The 12158-nt window shown below is 67.7% G+C and carries 14 protein-coding genes; 7 read left to right on the top strand and 7 right to left on the bottom strand.

All coding sequences use genetic code 11. From position 1 onward, the window contains the following. The first annotated feature begins 3 nt into the window (after nt 1–3). Nucleotides 4–459 carry a tRNA adenosine(34) deaminase TadA gene (tadA, locus tag BO64_RS05120; RefSeq protein WP_496402196.1) on the top strand — a complete coding sequence of 152 codons (456 nt, stop codon included), beginning with the start codon at nt 4–6 and terminating at the stop codon, nt 457–459. Between the two features lie 13 nt (nt 460–472). Here tadA and BO64_RS05115 read toward each other — a convergent pair whose 3' ends face one another. The 5 genes from BO64_RS05115 to BO64_RS05095 all read right to left on the bottom strand — a co-directional run bounded on the left by BO64_RS05115 (nt 473) and on the right by BO64_RS05095 (nt 5364). Further along, the gene (locus BO64_RS05115) at nt 473–1138 is read right to left on the bottom strand and encodes a GNAT family N-acetyltransferase (RefSeq protein WP_496402195.1); all 666 of its coding nucleotides are present in this window, start codon (nt 1136–1138) and stop codon (nt 473–475) included. 180 nt (nt 1139–1318) lie between these two features. Beyond that, complete coding sequence (locus tag BO64_RS05110; protein WP_496402194.1) at nt 1319–2071, bottom strand: TSUP family transporter; 753 nt, start codon at nt 2069–2071, stop codon at nt 1319–1321. Between the two features lie 117 nt (nt 2072–2188). Further along, nucleotides 2189–3511 (bottom strand): acyl-CoA dehydrogenase family protein, encoded by a 1323-nt coding sequence (locus tag BO64_RS05105; protein ID WP_496402193.1) that lies wholly within the window; start codon nt 3509–3511, stop codon nt 2189–2191. 139 nt (nt 3512–3650) lie between these two features. After that, nucleotides 3651–4049 carry a hypothetical protein gene (locus BO64_RS05100; RefSeq protein ID WP_496402192.1) on the bottom strand — a complete coding sequence of 133 codons (399 nt, stop codon included), beginning with the start codon at nt 4047–4049 and terminating at the stop codon, nt 3651–3653. A 97-nt stretch (nt 4050–4146) separates the two neighbouring features. Continuing rightward, nucleotides 4147–5364, bottom strand: a complete 1218-nt coding sequence (locus tag BO64_RS05095; protein ID WP_496402191.1) for a class I SAM-dependent methyltransferase — start codon at nt 5362–5364, stop codon at nt 4147–4149. A 263-nt stretch (nt 5365–5627) separates the two neighbouring features. On the opposite strand from BO64_RS05095, the gene groES reads away from it, so the two are divergent. From groES to BO64_RS05080, 3 genes are all read left to right on the top strand, one after another. Further along, on the top strand, nt 5628–5915 hold the full coding sequence (groES, locus tag BO64_RS05090; RefSeq protein WP_496402190.1) for a co-chaperone GroES: 288 nt from the start codon (nt 5628–5630) through the stop codon (nt 5913–5915). A 56-nt stretch (nt 5916–5971) separates the two neighbouring features. Beyond that, nucleotides 5972–7609, top strand: coding sequence for a chaperonin GroEL (groL, locus tag BO64_RS05085; protein WP_496402189.1), 1638 nt, complete (start codon nt 5972–5974; stop codon nt 7607–7609). 79 nt (nt 7610–7688) lie between these two features. Continuing rightward, nucleotides 7689–7985: a DUF1905 domain-containing protein gene (locus tag BO64_RS05080; protein ID WP_496402188.1), complete on the top strand. Its 297-nt coding sequence runs from the start codon at nt 7689–7691 to the stop codon at nt 7983–7985. A 23-nt stretch (nt 7986–8008) separates the two neighbouring features. Here BO64_RS05080 and BO64_RS05075 read toward each other — a convergent pair whose 3' ends face one another. Next, entirely contained in the window at nt 8009–8185 is a 177-nt protein-coding gene (locus BO64_RS05075) for a hypothetical protein (RefSeq protein WP_496402187.1), read from the bottom strand. 94 nt (nt 8186–8279) lie between these two features. Here BO64_RS05075 and BO64_RS05070 point away from each other — a divergent pair, with 94 nt between their 5' ends. Next, the gene (locus BO64_RS05070) at nt 8280–9086 is read left to right on the top strand and encodes an enoyl-CoA hydratase/isomerase family protein (protein WP_496402186.1); all 807 of its coding nucleotides are present in this window, start codon (nt 8280–8282) and stop codon (nt 9084–9086) included. On the opposite strand, the gene BO64_RS05065 is transcribed toward BO64_RS05070, so the two are convergent. Continuing rightward, nucleotides 9083–9436, bottom strand: a complete 354-nt coding sequence (locus BO64_RS05065) for a phage holin family protein (RefSeq protein WP_496402185.1) — start codon at nt 9434–9436, stop codon at nt 9083–9085. The genes BO64_RS05070 and BO64_RS05065 overlap by 4 nt on opposite strands. Nucleotides 9437–9541: 105 nt before the next feature. Between BO64_RS05065 and BO64_RS05060 the strand changes: the two genes are divergently transcribed. Together BO64_RS05060 and BO64_RS05055 are read left to right on the top strand one after the other, a co-directional pair. Then, nucleotides 9542–10105 carry an EF-hand domain-containing protein gene (locus BO64_RS05060; RefSeq protein WP_496402184.1) on the top strand — a complete coding sequence of 188 codons (564 nt, stop codon included), beginning with the start codon at nt 9542–9544 and terminating at the stop codon, nt 10103–10105. Nucleotides 10106–10244: 139 nt separating this feature from the next. Beyond that, a complete protein-coding gene (locus BO64_RS05055) occupies nt 10245–11993 on the top strand; it encodes an ATP-binding protein (protein ID WP_496402183.1) in 1749 nt (582 codons plus the stop codon). Nucleotides 11994–12158: the final 165 nt, after the last annotated feature.

Genomic DNA, 12158 nt, shown 5'->3' with positions numbered 1-12158 from the left:
ACCATGCGCATCGCGCTCGAAGCCGCGCAAGCCGCCGCCGAGGCTGGAGAGACCCCGGTGGGCGCCGCCGTTGTGGATTCCACCACCGGCGAGGTGATCGCCGTCGCCGGCAACGCCCCGATCGGCCGCCACGACCCCACAGCCCACGCCGAGGTGCTGGCCCTGCGCGCCGCAGCCGAGAAGCTGGGCAACTACCGCCTGACGGGCCTTACCCTGGTGGTCACCCTGGAGCCCTGCGCCATGTGCGCCGGCGCGATCAGCCACGCCCGGATCGGCCGCGTGGTATTCGGGGCCGAGGATCCCAAGGGCGGCGCCGTCCGGCACGGGCCCCGATTTTTCGAGCAGCCCACCTGCCATTGGCGCCCCGAGGTCACGGGGGGCGTGCTTGCGGAGGAAAGTTCGGCCATGCTCAAGGCCTTCTTCCGGGCCCGCCGGAAGGGCGCGTCGGGCAGGACCTGAGGCTGGGCGCCGGTCAGGTGAACGCCGCCAGCCGCTGCTCCAGCCGCTCGCGCACCGTCGGCCATTCGTCCGCCAGGATCGAGAAGATCACCGTGTCGCGGATGCGCCCGGTCCAGGTGATACGGTCCTGGCGCATCACGCCTTCCTCCACCGCCCCCAGTTTGTTCACTGCGGCCCGACTGCGGGCGTTAAGGGCGTCGACCCGATAAACCACCCGCCGGGCGCCGCTGGCGAAGGCCTCGCCCATCATCAGGAGCTTGGCGGCTGGATTGACCGGCCCGCCGCGGACCTCGGGCCGGTAGTAGGTGCCCCTGATCTCCAGCACGTGGTTCGATCGGTCGATGGCGTAGAAGCTGGTGAGCCCCACCACTTGGCCGTCCGCGACCACCGCATAGGGCGACATCGCCCCGCTGGCCTGATCGGTGCGCAACTTCGCCCAGGTCGGCTCGAAATGCTCGTTCGCCCAGGAATAGGGATAGAGCTCGGTCCAGATACGCTGGTCGGCGTTCACGGCCACGCGCAGCCCCTCTCGGTGCGCATCGGTCATCGGCTCCAGCCGAACAAAGCGGTTCTCAAGGGGCCGGGGCTCAAGGTTCATGAGCTCGGCCGAAACAGACGAGATGGCGGCCTGTGACATGACGCCGTCGTAGGCGGCGAACGGACCAGTCAGAAGGTCCAATCTGCGCCATTTCCTCAGTCCAGTTGGGGGCGGCCGCGCCTTTCCAGTCCGGCTGCCAAAAAATTTTCGGAGGACCGCTTGCACAGTCGCGGAGCCGACATACCTGAAGGCGTGCCCATCCTGGGCGTTTCCTCCCTATGAACTTCCCTTTGGCCGGGTCCGCGCGACCCGGCCTTTTTTTCAGTTCCGGAGAAGACCGGCCGCCTGGATCAGATAGACGCCGCCGATGCCGGTGACGATCCAGCGGGTCCAGCGCTTGAAGTCCACATCGTTCAGGCGGTCCAGGATACGGCCGCCGACGGCCGTACCGGCCATGGACAGCGGCACAGCCAGGACGAACATCGGCCAGGGCGGGAGACCAGACCCGTCCGCCCTGACAAGCAGCGGAGCCCCATAGACGAGGATCTTGGCCAGGTGAGCAAACACCTGGGTCGCGGCCTTGGTGGCCACGATGGCGTGCCGGGTGAGCGTCGTCCGGACGAAAAAGATGTCCAGCAGGGGGCCGGCCACCCCGGCGACGAGATTGAGGCCCGTGACCAGCAGGCCTGAAAGAAACGCCTGCGGCGGACGCGCCGCATCGAGACGGAGCCAGCGTCGCGGCAGCCAGGTGAGGGCCGGCACCAGACCCAGCAGCAGGAACAGCAGCGGCTTCGAGGGCGTGAAGGACAGGCCCGCCACGGTCAGGCCCGCAAGCAGGGAGGCCAGGGCGTACCATCCGACGATGTCCCAGCGAACGTGATGTCGATGCAGGACCGCCCGCCAGCCGTTGGCGACCAGTTGCAGCAGGCCGTGGGTGACGAAGGCCGCCTGCACGGGCAGAACGAGCGCGAGGCAGCCCATCAGCAGGAGGCCGCCCGCCATGCCGAAGACGCCCGAAAGCGCCGCCGTGAAAAAGGCCGCCGCGGCCACAAAGGCGCCGGCGAGCAAGGTCATGGCAGGGAGAGCTTGGCCGTCATATGACGCCGTTCGCTTACACCCAGGCCCGCTCTTCGCCAAAGAAAAAGGCCCCGGCGCGAACCGGGGCCTGATCCTTGAAGCCCTGAAGGCCTGCTAGTTGCGGAACACCGCCGACATCGAGCTGTCGTGCGGGCCTTCGCGGAACTGCTGCAGTTCGTTGCGGCCCACCACCATGTGGTGGACTTCGTCCGGGCCGTCGGCGATCCGCAGGGTCCGGGTATTGGCGTACATCCGGGCGAGCGGCGTGTGCTGCGACACGCCCAGGGCGCCGTGCATCTGGATCGCCTGGTCGATGATCTTGCAGACCCGCTCGGGGACCATGGCCTTCACCATGTGGATCCAGACCCGGGCCTCGCGGTTGCCGAGCACGTCCATGGCCTTGGCGGCCTTCAGCACCATCAGGCGCATGGCCTCGATCTCGATACGAGCGCGGCTGACGATCTCGAGGTTGCCGCCGAGCTGGATGATCGGCTTGCCGAAGGCCACCCGGCTCATGCCGCGGGTCACCATCAGGTCCAGGGCCTTCTCGGCCGAGCCGATGGCGCGCATGCAGTGGTGGATCCGGCCGGGGCCGAGGCGCAGCTGGCTGATCTCAAAGCCGCGCCCCTCGCCGAGCAGGATGTTGGAGGCCGGCACCCGGGCGTTGTTGAACCGGATGTGCATGTGGCCATGCGGGGCGTCATAGTCGCCGAACACCTGCTGGCCGCCGATGATCTCGACACCCTCGGTGGGGAGCGGCACCAGGATCTGCGACTGCTGCAGGTGCGGCGGGTCGTTCTCGCCGCCGGTGCGCACCATGGTGATCATCACCTTGCAGCGAGGGTCGCCCGCGCCGGAGATGTAGTGCTTCTCACCGTTGATGATGTACTCGTCGCCCACCCGGACTGCGCGGGTATCGATGTTCTTGGCGTCCGACGAGGCGGTGTTCAGCTCGGTCATGCAGTAGGCCGAGCGGATCTTCCCCTCGAGCAGGGGCTTCAGCCACTTTTCCTTCTGCTCCGGCGTGCCGACGCGTTCCAGCACTTCCATATTGCCGGTGTCGGGGGCGGCGCAGTTCATGATCTCCGAGGCCAGCCGGTTCTTGCCCAGCTCCACGGCGATGTAGGCGTAGTCGAGGTTCGACAGGCCCTCGCCGGTCTCGGCGTTGGGGAGGAAGAAGTTCCACAGGCCCTGGGCCTTGGCCTTGTCCTTGGCCGCTTCCAGCACTTCGAGCTGGCCGGGCGCGTAGTCCCAGATGTTCGGGCGGCCTTCGCCCAGGCGATGGAACTCCTCCGACGCCGGCTCCACCACCTCTTTGATGAACTGCTTCACCTGATTGTAGAGCGGCAGCGCCTTGTCCGACATCCGCAGGTCGTTGAGCTCGTCCTGCGGGTTCAGCACGAAGCCGGATTGCGGACGTTCGGCGGGCTTGTTCATCCTGGTCGCTCCCATCGACAGGCCGGCGTCAGCCGGCGATTGGGAGCCATAGGACCACGTTCAAACAACTGTTTCAACGCGCTTGTGGCCGACCGGTGGTCGCCGCGCCACTGGGGGAGCAGTGGCGCGGCGGACGGCCTCAGGCCGTGAGCGGCCGGGCCCGGCGCAGGGTCAGCGCCTGAAACGCCGCCACGCCCAGCGCACCGGCGGCCTGGACGTAGAGCACGGCGTGACCGGTCGGCGTGGGGTTGACCCAGCCCAGGCGGACGATCAGCACGCTTTCGAGAGCCCAGAGCCCGTTGAAGACGGCCAGAGCCCAGACGGCGGCCCGCGGCAGCTCAGACCGCAGGGCAAGCCATGCCAGGAGCGCCGCATAGGCCATCAGGAAGAGACCGACCGGGCCGGTGAACCCAGGCGACAGGCCCAAGGCTCCTGCGGCCGCGGGGCCGCCGACGGCGAAACCGGCGCCCAGGAGGCCGCAGACGGCCGCATCAAGGCCGATCACGGCGCGGAGGAAGGTCGAGCGGATGACGGTCATGGCTAGGCTCCTTGCATGCGGCCTTGCGGAAGCCGCGAACGCTGGGAGCCTCACCCGCCGGGGCGCCGCCCGTCGATTACGTCCCAGGTCAAGGTCTTCAGGCCACCCGGCGGTCCGGGCGGGAGAGCTTCGCCTCGGCCTCGCCCATGTAGTCGCGGGTGATTGGCAGGGTCCCCGAGCGCTTGGCGAGCTGCACCTGGAAGACGAAGTGGCCGCGATGGCGGAAGGCCATCTCCGAAATGCCCAGGTAGAACTCCCACATCCTGCAGAACCGCTCGTCCATCATCTGCGCCACCTCGGCCCGGTTCGCCGCGAAGCGTTCGCGCCAGGCCTTCAGGGTCTCCGCGTAGTGCAGGCGCAGGATCTCGATGTCGGTCACATAGAGGCCCGCCCGCTCGATGGCTGGCAGCACCTCGGACAGGGCGGGAATATAGCCGCCGGGGAAAATGTACTTGGCCACCCAGGCATTGGTGACGTTCGGTCCCTCGGGCCGGCCGATGGAGTGGATCAGCGCCACACCGTCGTCGGTCAGCAGCCGGGCGATCCCGTCGAAATAGGCCTGATAGTTCGGCCGGCCCACGTGCTCGAACATGCCCACTGAGACAATCCGGTCGTACGGTCCCGGCACGTCCCGGTAGTCGGTGAGCGAGAACCGGACCCGGTTCGACAGCCCCCGGGCCTGGGCGCGTTCCTGGGCCAGCGCCAGCTGCTCGGTGGACAGGGTGATCCCGTCCACCTCGGCCCCCGTCTCCTCGGCCAAGGTCATGGCCATGCCGCCCCAGCCGCACCCGATGTCCAGCACCTTCATGCCGGGTTCCAGCGCCAGCTTGGCGGCGATGTGCCGCTTCTTGGCGAGCTGGGCCTCCTCCAGCGTCATGTCAGGGCGGGCGAAGTAGGCGCACGAGTACTGCATGTCCTCGTCGAGGAAGCGCCGGTAGAGCTCGTTCGACAGGTCATAGTGGTGCGCGACGTTGCGGCGCGCGGCGCGTCGGTGATTGGCCTCCCGCCGCCGGTCGCGCAGCCACCGTTTCAATGGCCCGCGCTTCTTGTGCGCCTTGTATTTGGCATTGGCGCCGATGAGGTTGATGAAGTCCGCCACATCCCCCTGCTCCAGGACGAGGCCGCCGTCCATGTAGGCCTCGCCGACGCCGAGACCGGGCTTGGCGGCGATCCGCGCCGCCCACATCGGGCTGGTGATCCGCGCCACCAGCGGCGGGCCTGAGCCGTCGCCCAGCCTCAGCGTCCTGCCGCCCGGCAGGCGCAAGGTCAGGTCGCCCTCTCGCACGGCGTTCTGCAGGAAGGATTGCAAACTCATCCGCTCACCCCACATCACAGTCACCACGGACCGTCGGCCACGGCCTCCGGCCCAGTTCTTCACATGGGTTGCATCGGCGGGTCTCGCATCCCTGCGGGCGCATCATCCGCTCCCGCACCGAGGCTGTCTTGACTCCCGATAGGCGTTTCCCTACCTCCCCCAGCGGACGTTAGCACTCGATAGGGCAGACTGCTAACAGCAGGCCCTGGGGCGGCTTCCGTCACCAAATTTCAACCCACCGTCTCGAACGGAGAAAGAGCATCATGGCGTTTCGTCCCCTGGGAGATCGCGTCCTCGTCAAGCGCGTCGAGGAAGAAGAGAAGACCAAGGGCGGGATCATCATCCCCGACACCGCCAAGGAAAAGCCGCAGGAAGGCGAAGTGATCGCCGTCGGCCCGGGCGCTCGTGACGATAGCGGCAAGGTTGTTCCCCTGGACGTCAAGGTCGGCGATCGCATCCTGTTCGGCAAGTGGTCCGGCACCGAGGTGAAGCTCGATGGCCAGGACCTGCTCATCATGAAGGAAAGCGACATCCTGGGCGTCGTCGCCTAAGCGGCGCGGCAACCGGATCGCCCTTCTGAATCCCCTTTAGAGAGAAGAGAACCAACATGGCTGCGAAAGAAGTCTATTTCGCTTCCGACGCGCGCGATCGCATGCTGCGCGGCGTCAACATCCTCGCCAATGCGGTGAAGGTCACCCTCGGTCCCAAGGGCCGCAACGTCGTCATCGAAAAGTCCTTCGGCGCTCCGCGCTCGACCAAGGACGGCGTGTCGGTGGCCAAGGAAATCGAGCTGACCGACAAGTTCGAGAACCTGGGCGCTCAGCTCATCCGTGAAGTCGCCTCCAAGACCAACGACAAGGCCGGCGACGGCACCACCACCGCCACCGTCCTGGCTCAGGCGATCGTCGTCGAAGGCCTGAAGTCGGTCGCGGCCGGCATGAACCCGATGGACCTGAAGCGCGGCGTCGACAAGGCGGTCGCCAAGGTCATCGAGGAGATCAAGGCCAACGCCAAGAAGGTCTCGGCCAACTCCGAAATCGCGCAGGTCGGCACCATTTCGGCCAACGGCGACAAGGAAGTCGGCGAGATGATCGCCAAGGCGATGGAAAAGGTCGGCAACGAAGGCGTGATCACGGTCGAAGAGGCCAAGACCGCCGAGACCGAACTCGATGTCGTCGAAGGCATGCAGTTCGACCGCGGCTACCTCTCGCCGTACTTCATCACGAACGCCGAGAAGATGGAGGCCGAACTCGAAGAGCCGCTGATCCTGCTCTTCGAAAAGAAGCTCTCCTCGCTGCAGCCGCTGCTGCCGGTCCTGGAAGCCGTGGTCCAGTCGGGCCGTCCGCTCCTGATCATCGCTGAGGACGTCGAAGGCGAAGCCCTGGCGACCCTGGTAGTCAACAAGCTGCGCGGCGGCCTGCGCGTCGCGGCCGTGAAGGCGCCGGGCTTCGGCGATCGCCGCAAGGCCATGCTGGAAGACATCGCCATCCTGACCGGCGGTCAGCTGATCTCGGAAGACCTGGGCATCAAGCTCGAGTCGGTCACCCTCGACATGCTCGGCAAGGCCAAGAAGGTCCAGATCACCAAGGACGACACCACGATCGTCGACGGCGCGGGCGACAAGGCCGGCATCGAAGGCCGCATCGCCCAGATCAAGAAGCAGATCGAGGACACCACCTCGGATTACGACCGCGAAAAGCTGCAAGAGCGCCTGGCCAAGCTGGCCGGCGGCGTTGCGGTGATCCGCGTCGGCGGCGCCACCGAAGTCGAGGTGAAAGAGAAGAAGGACCGCGTCGACGACGCCCTGAACGCGACCCGCGCGGCCGTGGAAGAAGGCATCGTGCCGGGCGGCGGCGTCGCCCTGCTGAAGGCCTCCAAGGTCCTCGACGGCGTGAAGGGCGACAACGACGACCAGGACGCCGGCATCGCCATCGTCCGTCGCGCCCTGCAGGCTCCGATCCGTCAGATCTCGGAAAACGCTGGGGTCGAAGGCTCGATCGTGGTCGGCAAGGTCCTCGAGAACAGCTCGCCGACCTTCGGCTTCAACGCCCAGACGGAAGAGTACACCGATCTGGTGCAAGCCGGCGTCATCGACCCGGCGAAGGTCGTCCGTACGGCTCTGCAGGACGCCGCCTCGGTGGCCGGCCTGCTGATCACCACGGAAGCTGCGATCGTCGAAGCGCCGAAGAAGAACGCGCCGGCCGCTCCGGGCATGCCCGGCGGCATGGGCGACATGGACTTCTAATCCAGCGCTTCATCGCTAAGACGGAGGGCGGAGCCGCAAGGCTCCGCCCTTTTTCTTTGGCGTCCGCTAGGGAGGTCGGATGTCGTTCCGCTACGAGGCCGCCGGCGAGCTCTGGCTCTATGACGGCCCCGGCCGCTGGCATTTCATCACCCTGCCCCGGGAATTGGCCGAGGGCATACGCACCGTCGGCGGACGGCTGGCGCCGTTCGGCTCCCTGCGGGTCACGGCCGCTATCGGCGAGGTCCGCTGGAAGACCTCGCTGTTCTCGGCGAGCAAACTGGGATCGTTCCTGTTGCCGGTGAAGGCGGATGTGCGCCGGCGCGCGGGCGTCGCGGCGGGCGACGTGGTTGACTACGCCATCGAGATCGACGCCTGAATACGCGACCAGGCGAGGGCCCCTCAGCCGACGATGGCGTCCACGGCGGCGTCGTATTCTTCCTGAGCGTCGTCCACTGCGCGCTGAGCGGCCGCGCGCTCGGCATCGGTGGTCACCACATCGAGCATCTGCTTGGCCTCCTCGAGCCGCGCCTCCGCCGCCTTCCAGCGGGCGTAGCCGGGATGGTTCTCGATCGACACTGAAGCGGCCTCCTGAATCCTACCTGCGCGCCTTACCTAGGGGCGGGCGGCGCACCTGCTACTCTAAATCAGATCATTCAGGGAGGCTCGCGCCATGGCCGATTCCGCAGGGCTGAACGCTGAGGTGCTCTACGAGGTGAGCGAGCACATCGCCACCATTACGCTGAACCGGCCCGACCGGATGAACACCATCTCCGGGCTGATGCTGAACGAACTGGCCGAGCTTCTCCTCAAGGCCGACCGCGACCCGGATGTCCGAGCCATCATCCTCACCGGCGCGGGCAGCGCCTTCTGCGCCGGCCTCGACCTACGCGGCGCCAGCCAGGGCAGCCTCGGGCTCAGCGGCGCCTCGAACGCCACCAACCTCGACCTGCGCTCGACCCCGCCGACGGTGCTGTTCAACCTGGACACCCCGACCATCTGCGCCCTCAACGGCGCGGCGGCCGGCTATGGCCTCGACACCGCCCTCGGCTGCGACATCCGGCTGGCGGCCGAAGGGGCGAAGCTTGCGGTGGCGTTCACCAAACGCGGGGTGGTGCCGGAATCCGGCGGCACCTGGCTGCTGCCCCGGCTGATCGGCTGGTCGAAGGCCGCCGAACTGATCTTCACCGGTCGAACCCTGAGCGCGCAGGAGGCCGTCGACTGGGGCCTCGCCTCACGGACCGTTCCCGCCGACCAGTTGCAGGCCGAGGCCCGCCGGCTCGCCGCCGAGATCGCGTCCAACGCTCCGCTGGCGGTTCAGGCGGCCAAGCGGATGATGCGCATGGGGCTCTCGGAAGGCTTCGACGAGCACGTGCATCACGTGTTCCTGCAGCTCATGCCGCTCGTGCGCACCGAGGACTTCGGCGAGGCCGTGGCCGCCTTCATGGAGAAGCGGCCCGCCACGTTCAAAGGCCGCTAGCGCCGCTCGGTGTCGCGGGCGATCATGCTGCCCACCCAGCTGACGACCCCGGTGACGATCGCCGCCAGGACGCCGGGGACCAGGCCGTCCACGTGGAAGCCGCCCAACATCATGGCGACCAGGCCGATCATGGCCGCATTCACCACCAGCAGGAACAGGCCCAGGGTGATAATCGTCAGCGGCAGGGTCAGGACGAACACCACCGGCCGGACGAAGGCGTTGACGATGCCGAGCAGGATCGCGGCCACCACCAGCGTGCCGGTGTTGTCGATGCCGACGCCAGGGACGATCTCCGAGGCCAGCCACAGGCCGAGACCGGCGAACACGGCGCGGACGAGAAATCTGAGCATGCGGCCTCCTTGCGGCTCCGACTACAGCGCCGTTTCGTCGGCGATACAACCGCGGCTCGATCAGGCTCTTCCGCGACGGCGAAGCCTTGACCATCTGAAGGGCCCATGCGTCGTCTGATCATTTTCGCCATCGCCCTGCTCGCCGCCGCCGAGGCGGCCCCTGCTCAACCTCGTCCTGACGGCCCCGCGGGCGGCGGCCGCAGCCTGTACATCAGCCCGGCCGGAGAGCCGTTCCGCGGCGGCGACGGTCTGCGGGCCTGGTTCACAGGCGCTGACGCCGATGGCGACGGGCGCCTCACCCTCGCCGAGTTCCGCGCGGACGCGGTTCGCTTCTTCAAGGCGCTCGACAAGGACGGAGACGGCATCCTGCGCGGGCTCGAACTGCAGACCTATGAGCGGGAGATCGTCCCCGAGATCATCGGCCTGTACGGCGGCGCTCCTGAGTTCGGGGGCGGCCGCGGCCCTGGCCGTGTGGGCGCGGCGCGCTTTTCCCTGCTCAACATCCCGCAACCGGTCACCGGCGCGGACCTCGACGGCGACCGTCGGGTGAGCCTGGCTGAATTCGAACAGACCGCCGGCATTCGCTTCGACCTGCTCGACAGGACCAAGGCCGGAGTGCTCACGCTGGAGACGCTGGCGCCGCCGGACAGCCGCCGCCGACGCCGCTGAGGCAACCAGCGGCTCCCCTTCGCAACCTGAGCCTGCACTCCCATACCATGCGTTGGACCCGGGTTGCCCGAACCGCTATGGTTAACTGTCGGCGCGGCCAAGCTTGTTCGTCCGGCAGGGGCTTTGGGGGGACATAAGCGTGGCTACCACACGCTGGAAGCTTTTGGACGAGCGTCTGGACTACGTGGCCCGGACGCGATGGGAAGTGCTGGCCGTTCGCAGCGCTGCGGGCGTCATCGCGGCCCTGCTTTCGGCCGAACCGTTCGGGCCGACGTTCGCCGCGGTCTGGTTCGTCTGCTTCGCCCTGACTGAAGGCGGCGCCCGTCTGGCGTCGCGGCCCGCGCTCAAGGGCGGCAGCCTGACGCCCCCTCGGCGTATCGCCTATCTCGTGCTCATGGCGCTGGGGTGCCTCACCTGGTGCGCCCTGGCCGTGCGCGGCTGGGCCTCGGGCGAAGAGCCGCTGCGCGTCGCCGCCCTGGCGGTGCTCGTCACCGTGCTGTTCCACGCCCTGGGCTTCTCGTCCCGCGCGCCGGCCGCCTGGCTGGTCATGTGCGCTCCGGCGGCCGCGCTCTGGTTGGCGCTGCCGCTGTTCTTCGGCAACTACCAAGGCTCGAGCTTCTGGATCGCCAACTTCGGCATCCTGGTGGCCCTGATCTATGTGTTGGCGGCCGCCTGGGCCATGGCCCAGAACGCCAGGGACCTCGCCGAAGCCAAGCGTCGGGCCAAGGAGGCCAACGAGGCCAAGTCCGTGTTCCTGGGCATGGTCAGCCACGAGATTCGCACGCCCATGAACGGCGTGCTGGGCATGGCCCGGGCCCTTCAGGCCACCTCGCTCACGCCTCAGCAGCGGCAGTATGTGGACACCATCCTCCGCTCCGGAGACTCCCTGCTCGAGATCCTCAACGACGTCCTCGACCACAGCAAGATCGAGGCTGGGCGGATGGATCTCGAGATCGCGCCCTTCAACCTGCGCGAGGTGGGCCGGCAGTCGGTCGAACTCTGGACCGAGGCCGCAGCCGAGAAGGGTCTGGAGCTCGACTACGACGTCGACCCCCAGCTTCCCGCCCACGTGCTGGGCGATGAGACGCGGGTGCGCCAGATCATCCAGAACCTGCTGTCCAACGCCGTGAAGTTCACCGAAGACGGAAAGGTGAGCCTGGCGCTGCGCCGTGAGCATCGGGCCGATGGCGAGGGCGGCATCGAGATTGCGGTCGGGGACACCGGGCCCGGCATGGACGCCGACCAAGTGTCACGCCTGTTCCGGCCCTATACCCAGGCCGAGGCGTCCATCACCCGCAAGTACGGCGGTACGGGCCTTGGCCTGTCGATCTGCCGGACCCTGGCCACCATGATGGGCGGCGAAATCTCGGTCGACAGCACCCCAGGCAAGGGCTCGACCTTCCGCGTCCGGCTGCCGCTGCCCACCGCAGAAGCGACGCCCGCCCCGGTGGAGGCGCAGCTGGAGCCCCGGCTGAACTCCAGCGCCTCCCTGCACCCCCTGCGGATCCTCGTCACCGACGACAATCCGATCAACCTGGCCGTGGCCCGGGCCCTGTTGGGCTCGGCCGGCGCTTCGGTCGAGACCGCGGCCCACGGCGCGGAGGCGCTAGAGCGCGTCCAGACGGACCTCTTCGACCTGGTGCTGATGGACGTCTACATGCCGGGCATGGACGGCATCGAGGTAGTGGGCCGGATCCGCGCCGGCCTGGCCGGGCCGCAGGACATCCCGGTCATCGCTCTCACCGCCCACGCCGGCCCGGGCGAGGAGGAACGTCTTCAGTCGCTGGGCTTCAACGCCCTGCACACCAAGCCCATCCGCCCCGCCGATCTCGTGGCCACCATCAAACGCGTGATGGAAAGCCGCGGACGGAAGCTGGACGTCGCCTAAGCGGCGCTGGCGTACCCGAGATCAGAAAACAAGGGTCTGTTCACTAAATCGGGGCATCCTGGGTTGTAGTCGGCGCGCGGGGGTGAGGCGCGTCGCGACAGCATGGGAGGGACCGCCGGTCGTGGAGGGCAGCCGTCGGAAGCTATTGGATGAGCGACTGGACTT

The sequence above is a fragment of the Phenylobacterium composti DSM 19425 genome (assembly GCF_059568645.1).
Note: the sequence above shows the minus strand (reverse complement) of the source record. Positions and strands in the feature narration are given on the sequence as shown.